The organism is Bacillus sp. S10(2024) (genome assembly GCF_050473865.1).
In the GTDB taxonomy this organism is placed as follows: Bacteria; Bacillota; Bacilli; order Bacillales; family Bacillaceae_G; genus Bacillus_A.
This window is the reverse complement of the sequence record NZ_JBFLUR010000002.1, coordinates 2,395,302-2,414,785: the sequence shown is the minus strand read 5'-3', so window position 1 is coordinate 2,414,785 and position 19,484 is coordinate 2,395,302. Positions and strand designations below refer to the sequence as shown.

The window sequence follows — 19,484 nt, the reverse complement described above, 5'->3', positions numbered from 1 at the left end:
ACCGCATGAAAAAGAAAATCGGTTTACTTGTGATGGCATATGGAACGCCGTATAAAGAAGAAGATATTGAAAGCTATTATACACATATTCGCCATGGACGAAAGCCAAGTGCGGAAATGTTAGAAGACTTAACAGAACGTTACCGTGCAATTGGTGGAATCTCCCCTCTTGCGAAAATTACATTGGAACAAGCAACAAAATTAGAAACGCATTTAAATGAAATGCAAGATGACGTAGAGTTTAAAATGTATCTCGGCTTAAAACATATTGAGCCATTTATTGAAGATGCGGTAAAGAAGATGCATGAAGATGGAATTGAAGATGCAATTGCAATCGTTCTTGCACCGCATTACTCTACTTTCAGCGTGAAGTCTTATATCGGACGAGCACAAGAAGAAGCAGAGAAAATTGGTGGCTTACAAATTCATGGTATTGACAGCTGGTATAAAGAACCGAAGTTTATTGATTATTGGGTGAACGAAGTGAAATCAATATATGAAACGATGACAGCTGAAGAGCGTGAAAAAGCGGTACTTATCGTATCTGCACATAGTTTACCAGAGAAAATCATCGCAATGGGCGATCCGTATCCAGAGCAATTAAGTGAAACAGCTGATTATATTGCCCGCGGAGTTGGGGTGGAAAACTATGCAGTAGGCTGGCAAAGTGCTGGAAATACACCAGATCCATGGATTGGGCCAGATGTACAAGATTTAACACGTGAATTGCATGAAAAATATGGATATACATCCTTTGTATATGCACCGGTTGGCTTTGTTGCTGATCATTTAGAAGTATTATATGACAATGACATTGAATGCAAAATTGTCACAGAAGAAATAGAGGCAAACTATTATCGTCCAGAAATGCCAAATGCAAAGGCTCCATTTATTTCTTGTTTAGCAGATGTTGTCATGAAAAAGTGGAGTGCAGTTTCATAAAGATAGAGAGAAGGAAGCAGTCGTGAAAAAGAAGGTAGTTATTATAGGCGGCGGGATTTCCGGCTTAACAACAGCATATTACTTGCAAAAAGAAATTCGGGAACAAAATTTGTCGATTGATACGATGCTTATTGAAGCATCAGGAAGGCTTGGAGGAAAAATTAAAACTGTTAGAAAAGATGGATTTACAATTGAACGTGGCCCGGATTCATTCCTCGAACGAAAAGAAAGTGCGGCAAGGTTAGCACGTGAATTACAACTTGGTGATCAACTTGTTAACAATGCGACAGGGAAATCGTTTGTACTTGTGAATAATCATTTGCACAGCATCCCAAGCGGTTCAATGATGGGAATTCCAACACAAATTACACCATTTGTATTTTCCGGTTTGTTTTCTCCAATCGGAAAGATCCGTGCAGGATTTGATTTTGTGCTGCCTCGTTCGAAACCGGTATCAGATCAATCGCTCGGTCAATTTTTTCGACGCCGCTTAGGAAATGAAGTGGTTGAAAATTTAATTGAGCCATTGCTATCGGGTATTTATGCGGGTGATATTGATCAAATGAGTTTAATGGCTACGTTCCCGCAGTTCTATCAAGTCGAACAAAAGTATCGCAGTATTTCGCTTGGGATGCGGACATTAGCGCCAAAACAGCCAAAGGATGCAAAGGCAAAAACAAAAGGAATTTTCTTAACGTTAAAAACGGGTTTACAATCGATTGTTGATAGGATCGAAGAACGACTAGAAGATGGAACAGTGATGAAAGGAACGCGTGTTGAAAAGATTACAAAGGTCGATGAACGCTATATCATTACGCTTAGCAATGGAAAAGAAGTAGAAGCAGATGCAATTGTAATGGCCGCGTCTCATAAATGGCTGCCATCGATGTTCTCTCAATATAAACAGTTCCATTTCTTCCGTAGCATTCCATCTACATCAGTGGCAAATGTCGCATTAGCATTCCCAAAAGAAGCGATTCAGCGTGACATTGAAGGAACGGGATTTGTTGTGTCGCGTAATAGTGATTTTACGATTACAGCATGTACGTGGACACATAAAAAGTGGCCGCATACAACGCCAGAAGGAAAAGTACTCCTGCGCTGTTATGTGGGGCGTCCCGGTGATGAAGCAATCGTGGAACAAACAGATGAAGACATGATTCGCGTTGTGTTAGAAGATCTTCAAAAGACAATGGATATATCAGCTGAACCGGAATTTACAGTTGTTAGTCGCTGGAAAGAAGCGATGCCGCAATATACAGTTGGTCATAAAGAGCGCATGAAAACGTTAAAACAGTTCATGAACGATGAATTACCTGGCATATACTTAGCAGGAAGCTCTTATGCCGGCGCTGGATTACCAGATTGTATTGATCAAGGTGAAGCAGCTGTAAAGTACGTATTGTCTTATTTAGAACAAACGAATCAAAAAGAATTAATGGCGTAATAAGAGAGAGGCTGACCGAAAAGGCACGTAGGTGTTCTTTTCTGTTCAGCCTTTTTATATCGATATTTTAATAAAATATAAAGACCTTACAAAATGCGCAACGTGTAGGAAATTAAATTTTTTGTAAATTTATATAAATATAATGTTCTTTATAAAGAACTCTGCTATGATAGACATGCTAGGCAATAGGAAAAAAATTAGGGGGAGGATTTTCTTTGAAAAAGCTAGCAATTATCTTTTTTTCACTTGTATTCGCTGTACTAGTATCGGATGTTGTAGTGAAGGCTGAACAAGAACAGGTGTTAACTGTTGATGAAGCAATTCAGTTGTTTCAGCAGCAAGGTAAGAAACCAGCAGTTGTAGAGGGTTATATTGTTGGATATACACAAAATGCAGGTAAATATACGAAAGACCCAACAAAATTTGGAGATACAAACGTTGCAATTGCCGCTTCTCCAGATGAAGTGAACGCTGATAAAATTATGCCTGTACAGCTTCCAATAGGTGAAGTTCGCAAAGCAGTAAATGTAAAAGATCATCCAGAAAATATGGGGAAAAAAGTGCGTCTAACAGGTACGTTAGATAGTTATTTTAGCAGCCCAGGGTTAAAGTCTGTTACAAATTATGTGTTTCAAGATAAAGAAGCGCAAAAAGTAAGCGATGTCATTGCTAGTCCGAATGGTGGCGAAGTAGAAAAAGGGACAGCGGTAACATTATCTACTAAAACAGAAGGTGCTACGATCTATTACACGTTAGACGGATCAAATCCAACGACTCAAAGTATTCGTTATAATGAACAAATTATACTGAATGAAAATAGTGTGATTAAAGCGATTGCCGTGAAAGAGGGATTGGAAAATTCCGCTATTACGACATTCTCGTTTACAATGATGAAAAATGAACCAATTCGTATTCACGATATTCAAGGGAAATCTCATATTTCTCCTTACAAGGGGAAAGACGTGAAAGCTGTTACTGGTATTGTGACACAAGTAGATAAATCTGGATTTTATATGCAAGATCCGCAGTCTGATGAAGATCCAGCTACATCAGAAGGAATTTATGTTTATAAAAAAGACAGCGGCGTGAAAGTCGGCGACTCCGTTTCTGTTGACGGACAAGTAGAGGAATTTATCGGAGCAGGATACGCAGACCGTTTTGATACAGACTTATCAATTACAGAAATTAAAGCAAAGAGTGTTATCGTAAAAGAGAGTAATCAATCATTACCTAAAGCAGTTGTATTGGGAGAAAACGGTGTAAAAATACCAGATGCAACTATTGATAATGATGGATTTGGCATTTTCGATCCAGCAGAAGACGCGATTGACTTTTATGAAAGTTTAGAGGGTATGCTTGTAACAGTTCCGCAGCCAAAAGTCGTTGGACCGCAAAAGAATGGGAACTTATATGTAACAACTGCAAATGGCAGCCAAAAAGTAACGACAAAATTCGGAACACCATTGCTGAAAGCTGACAATGCAAATCCAGAGCGCCTTTCTATTAAAGTAGCGCGTAATTATGTCGCAAAAGCAGGGGATCAACTTCTTGGAGATGTAACCGGTACAGTTGGTTATGATTATGGAAACTACCGCATTTCACCAATTGGAGAGCTTCCAACACTGCAAGATGGTGGATTTAAACAACTTGGTGCAAACATTCAACCGCGCCTTGATAAACTAACAGTTGCAACATATAACATTGAGAACTTCTCAGCAAATAAAAAAGAAACGTCCGATGAGAAAGTAAGACGTCTTGCTTACGCTATTAAATACAATTTAAAAATGCCAGATATTATTGGTGTTCAAGAAATGCAAGATAACAATGGAACAGTTAATGATGGTACAACAGACGCGAAACTTAGTGCACAGCGTTTAATTGATGCAATTCAAGAAATTCGCGGACCAAAGTATGAGTATGTAGAAATTGCACCGGAAAATAATAAAGATGGCGGTGCACCAGGAGCGAATATTCGCGTTGGTTTCTTCTATAATCCATCTCGCGTGAAATTAGCGCAAAAACCAGTTTTACTTGAGAAAAACGTTGTGCGAATTGGAGAAAACAATACATTATTTGATGACACGCGTAAACCGTTAGCTGCTGAGTTTACGTTCCAAGGGCAAAATATCGTTGTGATTGCTAACCATTTAAACTCTAAATTAGGAGATGCATCGCCATTTGGAAAAATCCAGCCGCTTGTATTAAAAAGTGAAGCAAAACGTGTGCAGCTTGCTGAGGAAGTAAATGGTTTCGTAAAAGGTATTCAAGGACGACATGCAAACGCACCAGTTGTTGCCCTTGGCGACATGAACGACTTTGAATTCTCAAAACCAATGCAAGCATTAAAAGGCGACATTATGAAAGAAATGCTTGAAACAGTTCCACAAGAAAATCGATACACATATATTCATGATGGAAATGCACAAGCATTAGATCATATTTTCGTAACGAATAACATCGCACCGCACACAATTGTTGATCCAGTTCATTTAAACTCGAATATTATGGACGAAAATGGCCGCATGAGTGACCATGATCCAGTGCTTGCGCAAATTGATTTGAAGAAGGCTTCGTAATAAGAAAAACTGCGCTCAGTGGGATTGTATGGTTTGTTAAGTGGAAAATCCACTGTATCCCTATGAAATGACCAGTTTAATAAACGACTTTAGAACTTAAAATATGGTTTCGGTCTTGCACCGAAACCATATTTTTTATGCCATTGAATTTTTATATGCTTCTATTTCTTTTTCTTAATTACTGGTCAAATCTCTTTACAAACCCCTCAAACCGAATACCATTGTGAAGAAAAGAACCGCTTCCGCTTTCCTGAAGAAGTTAGGTGAGAGATAAACTTTCACTTTATGGAGCTGCTAGAACAGAAGAGAAATACTTTTTATAAAATAATCAAGAAGTATGAAAATACACGCAATCAAAACCAGCCACGAGCTGTTTTTGATTGCAATGGATAGTTAAGTCTACAACAATTTTCAGTATAAAAAAGAATACTCTAACGTATCGAGATTTAGTTGAATGATGTCTAAACGCACAATTTTTTTATACGGTTAGTTCTAGGAGGTAATATTTTTTCTGTAACTCTACATAATAAGAAGCAAAATGTAAAAGGAGTTTGCTCTTATGGATAACAACTTGAATCATGACTTGGAAAATAATTGGGGTAAAACAATTTTACCATTAACTTCTCTTAACAGTGGGGATAGTATTGAAGTAGTATCTGATGTCTATTGTTTATGTGTACAAATTGTAAATGTATGTTTTATTAGAAGTTCTACAAATCCAAATGAATGGGTACTAATTGATTCGGGAATGCCAAAATCAGAAGATCTTATTTTAAAATTTACAGACGAAAAGTTTGGAAAGCACAATAAGCCAAAAGCAATCATATTGACACATGGGCATTTTGACCATGTGGGTTCTGTAATTGAATTAGTTAAGAGATGGGATATTCCAGTTTATGCACATAAGCTCGAGATACCTTATTTAAATGGTGAACAAGACTACCCAGACCCAGATGGATCTGTTGAGGGGGGATTGGTAGCAAAAATCTCTCCTTGGTTTCCAAATGAAGGAATTAATTTAGGGGATTATGTACAGGAGTTACCTTCAGATGGTAGTATTCCTAATATGCCTGAATGGCAGTGGATACATACTCCAGGGCATACTCCAGGACATATTTCTCTGTTTCGGAGTAAAGACCATTTCTTAATCGCTGGAGATGCTTTTGTTACGGTAAAACAAGATTCATTATATAAGGTACTAATTCAACAAAAAGAAATGAATGGACCACCAAGATATTTTACTACTGATTGGCAAAGAGCATGGGAGTCAGTAAGAATGCTTGAGAAATTAAATCCTAAAGGTGTAGTAACAGGACATGGTTTACCTATGTTTGGAGAAGAACTTACAGTTGGTTTGCGAAATCTTGCAAGAAATTTTGATAAGGTAGCTATTCCCGACTACGGAAAATACATTTAATAAATCTTCTTGCTGATATAGACATAACTCGTGGTATTAGAGCGTCTGTGTTTTGGGTATCTCTTCTTATTGATATAACAGAAATATTCTTTCATATATACATGAAAATAATGACTCGCGAAAAACGACTAACACTAACGTATGTCATGGAAATTTCAGATGAGTATGTAGACCATCCTTAAAAGATATAACCGATAAATAAAACTAAAAAAAGTGGACTGTGCCACTTTTTTAGTTTTATTTTTAAGCTTGTTCAGAATTTTTAACATGTAATGGCGGAGGAACTACCCACCCTTTCTTCTTACTTAAACGTAATAAAGTAGCCCCAGCTTGTGCCTTTTTCATGTGAAACTGTCCAAAAAGCATTCCTATATCTTCTCGAAGACATTTTCCCATCACTTGGCTGCAAGTCACTAGTCCTGCAGCCAACCCTGCAGAAACAGTTGCTGCAATTTCAGCATCGTTAATACGTGCACCAGGAGGAATGTCTTCAATAGAGGCAACAGGTCTTTCTGGAGGTGCTGGTGGTAAAGCTACTCCGTTTGTTTTTAAAAGAGCTTTTAGCTCTTCTATTTCAGAATTTATATCATTCTCAACTAAGTTTTCTAAAAACTTCTTTAAATCTTCATCACCCGTATGATTCATAAATACTTGATGCCCAGCCAATGCACCTTGTGCTGCAAGAAGGTAGCTCCAAATATCAAATACTTCTCCGTAATGTAACGGCTCGTTTTGAGGATTTCCACTTAATACACCCATTTTAAGAAGCCTTCCTTTCGAAAATATCATAATAAGTATACGTTTTAATATTGAAAATAAATTTTTAAGTATGTTTGTTCTGACAAAGAATTTTTTATTGTTCATGGGAAACACTTCCCCATAAAATATATTTGTTATTAAAGAAGGAATTTTACAAATAAAATACGCAAAGATTATGATTTGAGACGATCAATAACCTTTAAGTACAAATGCATTCATTATGAGTGTTTATTTTATAAACTCATCATAGACCAAGGATATATATGTTAACTGCTGTAACCTGCTATCCATCCAATAGTTAACATCAATGTTTATTTTTAGTGGGGGAATTAGCGAGTAACTCTACTGCTAAGTTGTTGTTCAGCTAATGCGACTAAACGTTTTGTGATTTCACCACCAACAGAACCGTTTGCACGAGCTGTTGTATCTGCACCAAGTTGTACACCAAACTCTTGTGCAATCTCATACTTCATTTGATCAAGAGCTTGTTCAGCACCTCGAACCAATAATTCATTACGACTTTCGCTATTCTTGTTTGCCATATGTATCACCTCCTACGTTTTTAATATGCTACGAATCATGGAAAAATAAATATTCCTTTTTATGGTAAGTTAATCTTGCTAAATGGTGCATAAATATTAATCTTTTTCTTCAAAATATGAGTAGAAAACGTAAGAAGAGGAGGTATTCCTTCTACTCCTCTTTTTATTTCTCTTGAATAATTTAAAAAATAAGTGTAGCAGTACAACAAGATAAATATAAAGGATGCTGTGAGAAAATCTTAAAAAGGTGGGATGTAATAATGAAAGCTGTAACCTATCAAGGACCTAAAGTTGTACAGGTTAAACAAGTCGATGATGCGCGAATAGAAAAAAAAGATGATATTCTTGTAAAGATTACTTCAACTGCTATTTGCGGATCAGATTTACATCTATATCAAGGGAATATGCCTTTACGTCCAGGATACATTATTGGTCATGAACCAATGGGAATTGTTGAAGAAGTAGGCCCTGATGTTACTAAAGTAAAAAAGGGGGATCGTGTTATCATTCCCTTTAATGTTGCTTGCGGCCATTGTTTTTATTGCCAACATGAAATGGAGAGTCAATGTGACAACTCAAATCCTCATTATGATTCTGGTGGATACTTTGGTTATACAGAGAAATTCGGTAACTATCCAGGTGGTCAAGCTGAATATTTAAAAGTTCCTTTTGGTAACTTTACTCCCTTTGTTATACCGGAGTCATGCGAACTTGAAGATGAGTCACTACTTTTTCTATCTGATGTTTTACCGACAGCTTATTGGAGTGTAATAAATGCAGGTGTAAAATCAGGTGATACTGTTATTGTGCTTGGTTGTGGACCTGTTGGATTGATGACGCAAAAATTTGCGTGGATGAAAGGTGCAAAACGTGTAATTGCGGTTGATTACTTAGATTATCGGATCAACTATGCAAAAAAGATTAACAATGTTGAGGTATTTGAGTTTACAAAATACCCCGATATGGGAGAGCATTTAAAGGAGATTACACATGGTGGCGCGGATGTAGTCATCGATTGTGTAGGTATGGATGGAAAAAAATCACCTTTGGAGTATCTTGAGCAAAAATTAAAATTACAAGGGGGAACTCTCGGTCCTATTCAAATCTCTACAAAAGCTGTCCGAAAATATGGAACTGTTCAAATCACAGGTGTTTATGGTGGTAACTATAATGCATTTCCATTAGGAGCGTTTTGGACTAGAAATATCAACCTTAAAATGGGACAAGCACCAGTGATTCATTTGATGCCTGAACTATTTGAAAAAATAACAAAAAATGAGTTCGATCCAACAGAGATCATTACACATAAAATGCCCCTTGAAGAAGCAAGTTATGGTTATCAAATTTTTAATAATCGTGAGGATAATTGTATAAAGGTCGTTCTGAAACCTTAAAACTGTAGTTTTCCTTGTTAGATTGTTTAAGGATAAAATTTCTGAGTTCAAAATCCATTTACGTAAAGAGCTGTACATTCCTCTCTCGTTATATTATCTTCCATAGAATTGGATCGTGGACAATAGGACGATTTAGTACCGCATTAAGTGGGTGTATATTGCTGTTAATCGCTGTACACAATTTGTTTTAAGTGCAAGAATAAAATGTATCTGCTATAACATTTATGCTAATTACTAATAGACCACAGTAAAAAAGAGAAGGCAACCACCTTCTCTTTTTCATAGTATGAAAGTTTGTTAGTAGCAGAGTCCTTATCTAACAGGTACAAACTTCCATGAACTAGGTTTTTCCGTTTTTTTACCTAGTACGATCCAACTTTTCTCTGCATTAATATTTTCATAATTTAATGGATAACCATCTGTAAAAATATTATATTCCGTAGGGTTATTCGGATTAATTTGAATTTTAAAATCAGCTAAACTATCAGATTTTTGAGCAAGATGAACCCAACTAGAATACTTAGACCAATTTAAATATTGATATTCATTATAATTCGAGTTCTTCATGTGAAGATATACGCTCTCACCGTGGTGCAATTTTGCGTCATTTTCTTTGTAAAATTCAAACTCCATAGGTGTACCAGATTGTGTATTATTATTTCCATTTGCAAGTAGCACATAATCGTAACGAGTTCCTGCATACCATTTAAATGTTAAACCTTGATAAGGAGATTCACTTGGTACGATATAATAGTTTTTCCCTGCTTCTACGACATTTCCTTCTGCATCATAGATTAATGCCTTCTCTATACTTGGAGCCTGCTCATTTTTAGCAAAAGTTTTAAACCAAAGATTTAAGAAACCTGCTGTATTGCGCTGGGCTGCTGTTAAGCTTCGCTGCACAGCAGGGATAACCATCTCTTGCCACAATTGTTCTTTACCACTATTGTAATACTTCAATGTATTATCATTAGTGATATTCTGGATTTCAGGTTTAGCTACCTTTGCTACATAATCAATCCATTCTTCAGGTTTAGTGAAAGAATTGTTATAATTCCCGCCAGTATTGACTGCAAATTGATTTTGAATGGTTGTCACATAATTTTCAAAGGCACTATGATATTTGATAGCCCTTGTATCAATTGCGGTAAAATTTGCTGCATGCATAGGTTGTGTAGCATCTGTAAGGTAGTGCGTGGCTACTCCTAAATAATAGAAAGCTTTTTCATAGTCTTTATTTCGAAAATGCTCTCCAGATTCATAAAAGTATTTCTTTCCTTGTGTAAGAGCTGTTGGATCTGTTTCTCCTCTATAATTTTTCTGAGTATCAGGATCATAAAAGTGAGACTTCCATCCTCCTTTGAAAACTCCACCGATTCCTAACCCGCCATCATTAAATTCAGAATTATAATCTGCATCATATAATCCTTTTGAAAATAAATCTTTATATTGCGGGAAATTTAAGAAGTCTACAGCCTGTTTATTTGTTTCCATATTAGATTCTGTTTTCATAATTTCAATCGCTTGTTTTGCAATCCATAAATGTGTACTTTTATCAGAATGATACGGAGCCTCTGCAGACCATTTTTCAGCAATGGGATCATTCTCAGATAAATCAATTTGGTCAATATGAGCATAGCTATTTTGTGGGAATGCTCCTAGAATAGTTAAAGTAACTCCAGCTATAGATAGTGTTGAGATGAGTTTTTTCATTTTTTCTTCCTTTCTAAATGCAATGTTATAATAATTATTATATAGAAGGGGATAGTAATTTCAATATTTCCATGTATAATTTCGCTTGTTTTTTCCTACATTGTCACTTTTTGTTACAATATAATAAAGTGAAACTTCCATCAGTGGGGGTTTTCTTCATCCAACACTGATGGTTAGTTGAACCAATCGGGCTTTTACGGGCAGTTATCCTCCACCTATCTTCTTCGCTTTTCTCTGAATCTTGAGGTGGGGGGCTTACTGCCCGTTAATGCGGGACAAAAAAATAAACCTTGAAAACATTGGGAAGTTATGGTAACATCGTAAACGTACTACATGACCATTGTGTTCAAACGGTCAATTTTGGAGGTGAAAACGTGGCAATTGATCGAAAGCGGGCAATTATTGAAGCAGCAACAAAATCTTTTTCTACATTTGGTTATAAAGCAACAACGATGGATCAAGTTGCAAAGTTAGCCAATGTCGGAAAAGGGACAATTTATACGTTTTTTAAAAATAAGGAAGAGTTGTTTGGTGAAATTATCTCGAATTTAATTACAGAAATGAAACAAGCCGCAGAAACAACAATCGACCCAACTATGTCATTTTTCGAAAACGTACATTGTGCATTATACAGTATTTTAGAATTCCGAAAAGACCATCAACTTATGATTAAGCTCATTCAAGAAGAGCGAGATATGGGAACAAAAGAAGTGCAAGATGTTATGCAACAATTGGATTCTGCAATTATTACATTTATTAAATCGCATCTTGAAGCTGCAATTGCAAAAGGTGAAATTATGAAATGTGATCCAGAAATTACAGCATTTATCATGGTTCGTTTGTATATATCTCTCATTTTTGATTGGGAAAAACATCATGAACCGTTAGAAAAAGAGCATATTGCTGAACTTTTTGAATTATATTTATTAAAGGGATTGTCAAAATGAGATAATCCTCTTATTATTATAAAATATGACCAAGTGAATGATTCAGTCATAATTTTGCAGAGGGGGAATTGTAAGAAGATAGCAGAACATACGAGAGGATGAATTGGTCGTTATTTTCTTCTTTTTTTTACAAAAACTGACTGAATGAACAAAACGGTCAATAATTAAAAAAGGGGGAGTAAACAATGCGAGGATTGAAACTGCTTGGAGAAGAGTTTGCTACGATTATCAAAAGCAAAAAAATCTTAATTCCTATTATTGCAGTCTTATTTATTCCTGTATTGTACGCTGGTATGTTCTTAGGTGCATTTTGGGATCCATATAAGCAATTAGATGATTTACCAGTTGCAGTTGTAAACCTTGATGAAGGTGCAGTGTACAATGGGAAACCGATTGAAGCCGGTAAAGAACTTGTCGATAAGTTGAAAGAAAAAAAAGGCTTTAAATGGGAGTTTGTCAGCGAGAAAACAGCTAAAAAAGGAATGGACGATCGTAAATACTACATGATGGTCCGCATCCCAAATGACTTCTCGAAAAATACAACAACACTGCTCGATGCAAACCCTAAAAAATCAAACCTAGAATACATTCCAAATGAAAGCTTAAACTTCTTATCCTCCCAAATCGGTGGATCAGCCATTGAAAAAATTAAAAGCGAAGTATCAGCTACAGTAACGAAAACATATGCTGAGACAATGTTTGATTCATTGAAAGATGTTTCTAAGGGCTTTGCTGATGCGAGTGATGGAGCTGGTCAGCTTCGTGATGGAACAGGGAAGTTAAAAGATGGCTCACAGCAAATCACAAATGGTTTAGGTGAATTATCTGGGAAAGCAAATGATGGATTGAATAAGTTAGCAGATGGCTCAGGTCAATTGACAGGAGGATTAGGTCAGTTAGTAGATTCAAAAGGGAAATTCCAAAATGGATTGGGTCAATTAGCAACTGGCTCTAGTCAAATTACAAATGGCTTAAATGAGTTAAATAGTAAAGTAAGCGGCATGCCAGGTGGAGTGAATCAGTTATTAGGTGGTTCACAACAAATTACAGGTGGCCTAAATGAACTAATTAATCCTGAAGGGAAATTGCAATCAAATTTAGGTCAGTTATTAGGCGGTTCGCAACGAATTACAGGTGGATTAGAGCAGTATACTAATCCGCAAGGTGACTATCAATCTGGACTAAAAGCAGCTCAAAAAGGTGCCAAAGAGGTAAGCACAGGAGCTTCTGAACTTTCACAAGGGGTATCTGAATGGAAGAAACAAGCAGATACACTAAGTGGTGTTGCGCAACAAACAGCAGAAGGAGCTCAACAAGTTTCAAAAAGATTAGCGGATTTAAATAAACAAATTGAAAATTTACCAGAAGAGTATAGAAAACAATTAGAGCCCGCTGTTCAAGCAATAAAGGCCGGTAGTGAACAAGTTTCTAAAGGTACAGCAGGGGTTGCGCAAGGCGTACAAGGCTTGGCTGGAGAAAAAGGTGCTCAAAAAATTGAAGCCGGAGCAACAAAACTTGCAAGTGGTTCAGGTGATTTAAATAAAGGAATCAATCAGCTGTCGGAGAAATCAATAGCAGGTCTAAATAAATTGGCAACTGGCTCAGGGCAAGTGACAGGAGGACTAGGCCAGCTAGTAGATTCAAAAGGGGAATTCCAAACGGGCTTAATTAAACTGGCAAATGGGTCAGGACAGATCACAGGCGGTTTAAATACCTTAGCAGATAGTGCGGGTCCATTAGCAAGTGGAGTAAATGCTTTATATGCTGGCTCACAACAAATCACAGGCGGTCTAGGTCAATTCATAGATCCACAAGGAGAATTACAAACGAATTTAGGCAAGTTATTGAATGGTTCACAGCAAATCACAGGAGGCCTAGGCCAATTCGTAGATCCAAAAGGAGATTTCCAAAGTGGTTTAGTTCGTTTACAAGACGGTTCTGGCAAAGTAACAGAAGGCCTTGGCAAAGCAAATGACGGCTCAAAAGAACTAGCAACAAAACTTGGCGAAGGTGCTGAGAAAACAAGCGAAACAAAAGGTGACGAGAACAAATATGACATGTTCGCAAGTCCAGTGAAAGTGAAAACTGAGAAAATGGCGGAAGTTCCAAATTACGGAACAGGCTTTACACCGTACTTCTTATCTCTTGGTTTATTCGTTGGGGCACTGTTATTATCTATCGTGTTCCCGTTACGCGAAACAGTTGGTATACCGAAATCAGGATTTAGCTGGTTTATTAGTAAGTTTGGTGTGCTACTTGCAGTTGGTGTGATTCAAGCACTTGTGGCAGACGCAGTGTTACTGCTTTGGTTAGGTGTTGAAGTACAAAGTGTTCCGTACTTCATATTGTTTAGTATTATTACAAGCTTATCGTTTATTGCGTTAGTACAATTTTTAGTAACGACTTTCGGCGATGCAGGACGTTTTGTGGCGATCTTGACATTGATTTTACAATTAACAACAAGTGCGGGTACATTCCCACTTGAGTTAATTCCGAAACCGCTGCAAATCTTTAACGCATGGTTCCCAATGACATATTCTGTATCAGGATTTAAAGCAGTTGTTTCAAGCGGAGACTTTAGCTTTATGTGGCAAAATGCAGGCATTTTAATGATCTTCATTGTTCTGTTATCACTTGGAACAATTGGTACATTAACTTGGATGCATAAGCGTCAATACGGGAAATTTTCGGATGCAGAATAATTGAAGAACCCTAAAGGCCACAAGCCTTTAGGGTTTTTTACTTGCGATTATTCACCTAAAATTTCTTTTACTTTCTTATCAGACAGACCAAAATTTTTCTTGAAATTTGTCATTGTACGCTCTGATTCTTCTTTGGAATTAAACCATTCTTTATATTGATTTTGACCTACAAAATCAATAAGTAATTGATCAAAGAAATGCTCTTTGTCGTCATACAAATTATGATAACAGTTACTGTGATCCAATTTAATAGAATCTAAGTTTGCTATTTTTGATGTTAAACTAGTTTTGACATTTGGATAGAATAACATTGGATCGATTGTATCTTTATCACCAGGTGTTGTATCTCCTTGGGCATTTACATCAAAGTGTAAGTGATAGCCTACATTTTTTCCTGTATTTCCTGAGATAGCAATTTTTGCACCTTTTTTTACTGTATCTCCCTTTTTATATGCAAAACTATTCTCTTGTAAATGAAGATAACGAGTAATTAATTTCTTTTTTGTTTTAGGATCTGTGTCTGTATGCTCAAGAGCCATAGCCACTATTCCATCTGAATACGTGCCTGTATATGCTACTTTAGCATTGCCACTAGCATAAACTTCTTTCTTTTTTACACCAATATCAATTCCTTTGTGCCAACGGCCTCCAGTTTTTCCAAAAGGATCTGTGATTTTTGTATCAGTTGTTGGCCAAGCCCATTTCATATCCTTATAAGAATTATCAGCTGCATCTGCGGTAGTTGGAGAGAAAGTTCCTAATCCACCTAGTCCAATAACTCCGGCTAGAGCAAAACCTGCAAGTTTCTTCATTCTTTTCATTTTAAAATCCTCCTTAAAATGATTTTGTGAAAATTTAACTATTTCTTACAATCACAGTCTATATTTGACAGAGAGGTTATGTAAATTCATATCCTTCGACAGGATTATTCATTTTTTTTTGAGAATGAATAATCATACAAGACTTATAATTTTGTTGATTTCTATTTATAGTTATGACTAGTTTTTTTCATAATAGATAAATAAAAATAATATTTTCTAATATTTAGAAAATATTTGATAAATAAAAATTGGTCATAAAGTGAATTTTAATGGAAGGAAGTCATATCAAACACCCCTTTCATGACCTGTTCTATCAGGTCTTTTTATTTGTTGATATAACGTACTTTTGGCATAGATAATGCTTATAAAAAATCCCCTTAGTTTATTCCTAAGGGGAATGGGCGTATATTATGGACGATAAAATTTTACATGCTTATCATTGCGATCAAACCAACCTTTAAAGGCCCAGTTAATCCATCCGCCATCGCCTTCATTAGTGAATTCTCCGTCTTCAAACACCCATATGCCGTAAATCGTTCCATTATAATTTGTTGAACCATAAAATTTAACACCTCTAAATTGTTCTGTATATCCTTGATTTAAATTAAAAACCATTACATTATATCTTTGACCTGCTGAGTAAAAAGTTGATTCCATTACATTTTTGACAAATCCGGAACGGTTAGCATTAGCATTGACAGCATCTCTAATTCTATCAGCGATACCTAGTACATCAACGTTAACATTTAAATTAGCGCTGGCAGCAAGTTTTAAACTAGTATTCTGCTGGTTTTCCATAGATAAATGAAACGTCTTATTAGAGGCAATTTTTTCTTGATCGTAGTTAGTGATAGATTTTTCTTCCGCACTAGCGTGAGGGATGGAAATGGTACTTAATCCGATAGCACTTGCGAATGCAATTCCTACAAATTTTTTTAGTTTACTCATGTTACAGACCTCCTGTTATTTTCGGGAATTTTCTTACAACTTGATTGTATCTTTCAAACTTTTGTGTTTGAAGTAGTGATATTCAATTCACTTAGTTACATGTTTGAAAGTTTTTTGTGACTCTAAAGGTTTTTGATATTGAGATTTTGTTGATAAAAAAATGACAGATAACTTTTATAGCATTTAGGAGGTTTTTAGATAGAAAAGATGAACAAAGTAAATGTTGGGGGATTATGTTCAGTTTCCTATCACGATAACCCATTCTTAAAATTAACTGGATATGTTGTATGCGTTTTAATGAATGTAATTTATTGTAGATGTTTCGTGAATGTTAAAAAATGACAACCTTCAAAATATATAAGCTCGCCAAGTGGTAAAACATGCTCAGTACAAGAAAATAGAAATTTCTAGAGATAATGTTTCATGATGAATAAGATAAATGAACTCTATTAAAGAATACGAAGCAACCTTTTCAGGAAGGTTGCTTCGTATTTACATAAAAAAAGCTAGCAAAGTGCTAGCCTTTTTATTTTTGATAAGTGAAAGAAAAGTTTTGTTTATCCTTACAATGTATTTATGTGCAAGGAATCTAATTTTTCTTTTTACGAAAACGATGTATGCCGTAAGCAACGAAGATCAGTGTGAAAATGAGCCAAGCAAATGGTGCATATTTTTCGGTGAGTGTTTTCATTTTCATGTTTTTTGTAATTTCTTCTTTCGTTTTTCCTACTATAATTTCAGAACTACTAAATCCTTCAAGTGTGTTTCCTTTTTTAACTCCAAAAATGAGAGCCTCCGTGTTATTTTCAATCCCGTGATAGCGATAGCCTTTACTACGTATCGTTAATTGCGTATCGTCTTTTTTTAATGTGTAATCCTCAGTTGTCGTAATGTCTTTTGAAGAAAGTGGAATCGGCTCAACTCCTAATCGAACTTCTTTTTCGTTTAGAGTAGGTAGTGACTCACCGTTTACAGAAAGGTGCGCAGGAATGTGTTTTTCTGTATCTGTAGTTTTCCAACTTGCTTTTTTTCTTCTATATGACTTTTTTTCGAGTAATGCAAATTCTTTATTTACTTTTGTTTCATCTGTAACTGGCTGTTCAGCCTTAATGTTTCCCTTTAATAAAATCACACCATCTTTCGCTGTTTGAAAAGAGGTTACTTCTTTTGTTTCTTTGAGCTTGTTTACAGCGTCGTTATAATGTTCCTTTCCAAAAAGCGAAGTAATAGTTTGTACAGTTAGGACGATGTATAAGATTACTAGTACGATGATGCCCTTTTTCACGATTATTCCCCCAAAATAGTAATGTGAATGTTCTCTATATCTATTATTTTACAGAAAAACATATATTAGGAACAATTCCTTATTATTACATTAACCTTACGAAAATGTAAGATTGGATTTTCGTCGTATGAAAATATAAATACTTTTGATTTTCAAAGTATATAAATACATAATAATGGAGAACAGGTATTTACTAGTCGTATTTTCCCAAGAACCGACAGCAAAGAAATTAATTTTTTTGCGGAAGAAGGAAATGTATTAGTACAAGCAACCAAATGGGATTATGAATAAGAAGAGGTGGAATATATGAAGAACTTATATGCAATCGGGGAAGTTTTAATTGATTTCATTCCTATTCAAAAAGGAAAAGCGTTAAAAGATGTAGTAGAATTTCAACGAGTTCCTGGAGGTGCGCCTGCGAATGTAGCAGCCGCAGTTGCAAAGTACGGGGGAAAATCACATATGCTTACAAAGTTAGGTACCGATGCATTTGGTGATTTTCTTTTAGAACAATTACGGGAAGTGGGCGTAAATACAGACAAGGTTACAAGAACGAACGAAGCAAATACAGGCCTAGCTTTCGTCTCATTACGCGAAGATGGAGAACGTGATTTTTCCTTTTATCGCAATCCTTCTGCGGATTTGTTGTTTCATGAAAATGAAATAGAGGAAAGATGGTTTGAGAAAGGGGACATTCTTCATTTTTGTTCCGTCGATTTAGTAGAAAGTCCGATGAAATATGCGCATGTGAAGGCGATCCGCTCTGTGAAAGAAAATGGAGGAATTATCAGCTTCGACCCTAACGTACGTCTACCGCTTTGGAAACATGCTGAAGATTGTAGAAAAACGATTTTGGAATTTATTCCGCATGCACATATCGTGAAAATTTCAGATGAAGAGCTGGCGTTCATTACGGGCATTTCTGATCCCAAAGAGGCGATTGAGTCTTTGTTTGTAGGTGATGTAAAAGTTGTGGTTTATACAAAAGGAGCGCATGGTGCGGAATTATATATGAAGGATAAACAGTATCAATCAAATGGATATCATGTTGTAGTGCAGGATACAACAGGTGCAGGAGACGCATTTATTGGCGGTTTCTTGTATAAATTGTTAGAGAAAAACGTAGGGCAACAAAATGTAGAAGAGGTGCTTCATATGCATTGGCAGGAGATATTATCATTTGCGAATGCTAGCGGTGCCCTTACTACGACTGGAAAAGGAGCAATATCTTCTATTCCTGTGAAAGAAGATATCTACAATTTGCTTCAAGGGTGAACGACATAAAGTAAAACTTTCATTAGTGGGGATTTTCTTCCCCACTATTTTTTTACTACTATAATTTCAGAACAATCTTACCTTTCAAATGTTTTTTAACCTCCAGAAATTTTTAGCAAATACGATTGTTTCTTCTTTCTTTTTTCATGAAACCTTACAGAACTGTGATTTTTATGTAAGGTTAGTAGATGGTCGCTTTTTTACTTCAAATATATTTAACGGTATAGCGATTGGTATGGTTATTCATTTTGCAACGATCTATATTTACTCCCTTGTGTTTAACATCCAAGTAGAATTTACACAATATATCTCTAATTTTAGAGTTTATCCATATATTTTATTAACTGTTGTAGCTTACCTTATACAGGGCGGTGCAGAAGAACTTGTTTATAGAGGTTTTTTCAGTCTTTCTGTAAGAGCATAAGAAAGGATGGCTCTTTTGTATATTAATGAGTTGTAACCATGGAAATCTATTTTCATTTTTCAACATGTAAGTTGCTGCTATACAGAAGGAAAAATGAGTTATACTCGCAGTCTCCTTTGCATGTGGCAGGAACAGGTCCTGACGTTTCTATATGTGGCCAGGTGCTCTCGTCCCTCCTTTAAAAAGAAAGGGGTTTTTAACTTGTATGTATAGGTATACTGTCTGCGTTTTTAATGTTTACAATATCGATATAGTATTTTCTTGTTAAGGTGTGTTGCGATTTCCAATTATAT

General features: G+C 36.0%; 13 protein-coding genes and 2 pseudogenes. 9 read left to right on the top strand and 6 right to left on the bottom strand.

Annotated elements, in window-relative coordinates; all coding sequences use genetic code 11:
• The first annotated feature begins 5 nt into the window (after positions 1–5).
• The 4 genes and pseudogenes from hemH (at position 6) to AB1280_RS12335 (ending at position 6,381) form a co-directional block, all read left to right on the top strand.
• Positions 6–941, top strand: coding sequence for a ferrochelatase (hemH, locus tag AB1280_RS12350; RefSeq protein ID WP_272187149.1), 936 nt, complete (start codon positions 6–8; stop codon positions 939–941).
• Positions 942–963: 22 nt separating this feature from the next.
• Positions 964–2,388, top strand: a complete 1,425-nt coding sequence (gene hemY / locus AB1280_RS12345; RefSeq protein ID WP_429755973.1) for a protoporphyrinogen oxidase — start codon at positions 964–966, stop codon at positions 2,386–2,388.
• Positions 2,389–2,696: 308 nt separating this feature from the next.
• Positions 2,697–4,964: pseudogene (locus tag AB1280_RS12340) on the top strand (DUF6359 domain-containing protein); the annotation flags it as partial.
• 559 nt (positions 4,965–5,523) lie between these two features.
• Positions 5,524–6,381: an MBL fold metallo-hydrolase gene (locus tag AB1280_RS12335; RefSeq protein WP_429755972.1), complete on the top strand. Its 858-nt coding sequence runs from the start codon at positions 5,524–5,526 to the stop codon at positions 6,379–6,381.
• A gap of 243 nt (positions 6,382–6,624) precedes the next feature.
• Here AB1280_RS12335 and AB1280_RS12330 read toward each other — a convergent pair whose 3' ends face one another.
• Together AB1280_RS12330 and AB1280_RS12325 are read right to left on the bottom strand one after the other, a co-directional pair.
• Positions 6,625–7,140, bottom strand: a complete 516-nt coding sequence (locus tag AB1280_RS12330; RefSeq protein WP_429755971.1) for a DUF3231 family protein — start codon at positions 7,138–7,140, stop codon at positions 6,625–6,627.
• A gap of 329 nt (positions 7,141–7,469) precedes the next feature.
• Positions 7,470–7,682 carry a small, acid-soluble spore protein, alpha/beta type gene (locus AB1280_RS12325; RefSeq protein ID WP_429755970.1) on the bottom strand — a complete coding sequence of 71 codons (213 nt, stop codon included), beginning with the start codon at positions 7,680–7,682 and terminating at the stop codon, positions 7,470–7,472.
• 260 nt (positions 7,683–7,942) lie between these two features.
• On the opposite strand from AB1280_RS12325, the gene AB1280_RS12320 reads away from it, so the two are divergent.
• Positions 7,943–9,076: a zinc-dependent alcohol dehydrogenase gene (locus AB1280_RS12320; protein ID WP_429755969.1), complete on the top strand. Its 1,134-nt coding sequence runs from the start codon at positions 7,943–7,945 to the stop codon at positions 9,074–9,076.
• A gap of 312 nt (positions 9,077–9,388) precedes the next feature.
• Here the strand turns inward: AB1280_RS12320 and AB1280_RS12315 are convergent, their stop codons facing one another.
• Entirely contained in the window at positions 9,389–10,789 is a 1,401-nt protein-coding gene (locus AB1280_RS12315; protein WP_429755968.1) for a zinc dependent phospholipase C family protein, read from the bottom strand.
• A 374-nt stretch (positions 10,790–11,163) separates the two neighbouring features.
• On the opposite strand from AB1280_RS12315, the gene AB1280_RS12310 reads away from it, so the two are divergent.
• A complete protein-coding gene (locus tag AB1280_RS12310) occupies positions 11,164–11,736 on the top strand; it encodes a TetR/AcrR family transcriptional regulator (RefSeq protein ID WP_429755967.1) in 573 nt (190 codons plus the stop codon).
• A gap of 185 nt (positions 11,737–11,921) precedes the next feature.
• Positions 11,922–14,438 carry a YhgE/Pip family protein gene (locus AB1280_RS12305; RefSeq protein ID WP_429755966.1) on the top strand — a complete coding sequence of 839 codons (2,517 nt, stop codon included), beginning with the start codon at positions 11,922–11,924 and terminating at the stop codon, positions 14,436–14,438.
• A gap of 47 nt (positions 14,439–14,485) precedes the next feature.
• Here the strand turns inward: AB1280_RS12305 and AB1280_RS12300 are convergent, their stop codons facing one another.
• The 3 genes from AB1280_RS12300 to AB1280_RS12290 all read right to left on the bottom strand — a co-directional run bounded on the left by AB1280_RS12300 (position 14,486) and on the right by AB1280_RS12290 (position 17,492).
• Positions 14,486–15,259 carry a M23 family metallopeptidase gene (locus AB1280_RS12300; RefSeq protein ID WP_429755965.1) on the bottom strand — a complete coding sequence of 258 codons (774 nt, stop codon included), beginning with the start codon at positions 15,257–15,259 and terminating at the stop codon, positions 14,486–14,488.
• A gap of 408 nt (positions 15,260–15,667) precedes the next feature.
• The gene (locus tag AB1280_RS12295; protein WP_272187156.1) at positions 15,668–16,207 is read right to left on the bottom strand and encodes a hypothetical protein; all 540 of its coding nucleotides are present in this window, start codon (positions 16,205–16,207) and stop codon (positions 15,668–15,670) included.
• A gap of 589 nt (positions 16,208–16,796) precedes the next feature.
• The gene (locus AB1280_RS12290; protein WP_429755964.1) at positions 16,797–17,492 is read right to left on the bottom strand and encodes a hypothetical protein; all 696 of its coding nucleotides are present in this window, start codon (positions 17,490–17,492) and stop codon (positions 16,797–16,799) included.
• 171 nt (positions 17,493–17,663) lie between these two features.
• Here AB1280_RS12290 and AB1280_RS12285 point away from each other — a divergent pair.
• Together AB1280_RS12285 and AB1280_RS12280 are read left to right on the top strand one after the other, a co-directional pair.
• A pseudogene (locus AB1280_RS12285) lies at positions 17,664–17,783 on the top strand (GH32 C-terminal domain-containing protein); the annotation flags it as partial.
• 15 nt (positions 17,784–17,798) lie between these two features.
• Entirely contained in the window at positions 17,799–18,767 is a 969-nt protein-coding gene (locus AB1280_RS12280) for a carbohydrate kinase family protein (RefSeq protein WP_429755963.1), read from the top strand.
• Positions 18,768–19,484: the final 717 nt, after the last annotated feature.

Coding starts and splice junctions, on each gene's coding strand:
- hemH (WP_272187149.1), top strand. CDS start 6: ATGAAAAAGAAAATCGGTTTACTTGTGATGGCATATGGAACGCCGTAT.
- AB1280_RS12335 (WP_429755972.1), top strand. CDS start 5,524: ATGGATAACAACTTGAATCATGACTTGGAAAATAATTGGGGTAAAACA.
- AB1280_RS12330 (WP_429755971.1), bottom strand. CDS start 7,140: ATGGGTGTATTAAGTGGAAATCCTCAAAACGAGCCGTTACATTACGGA.
- AB1280_RS12325 (WP_429755970.1), bottom strand. CDS start 7,682: ATGGCAAACAAGAATAGCGAAAGTCGTAATGAATTATTGGTTCGAGGT.
- AB1280_RS12320 (WP_429755969.1), top strand. CDS start 7,943: ATGAAAGCTGTAACCTATCAAGGACCTAAAGTTGTACAGGTTAAACAA.
- AB1280_RS12315 (WP_429755968.1), bottom strand. CDS start 10,789: ATGAAAAAACTCATCTCAACACTATCTATAGCTGGAGTTACTTTAACT.
- AB1280_RS12305 (WP_429755966.1), top strand. CDS start 11,922: ATGCGAGGATTGAAACTGCTTGGAGAAGAGTTTGCTACGATTATCAAA.
- AB1280_RS12300 (WP_429755965.1), bottom strand. CDS start 15,259: ATGAAAAGAATGAAGAAACTTGCAGGTTTTGCTCTAGCCGGAGTTATT.
- AB1280_RS12295 (WP_272187156.1), bottom strand. CDS start 16,207: ATGAGTAAACTAAAAAAATTTGTAGGAATTGCATTCGCAAGTGCTATC.
- AB1280_RS12280 (WP_429755963.1), top strand. CDS start 17,799: ATGAAGAACTTATATGCAATCGGGGAAGTTTTAATTGATTTCATTCCT.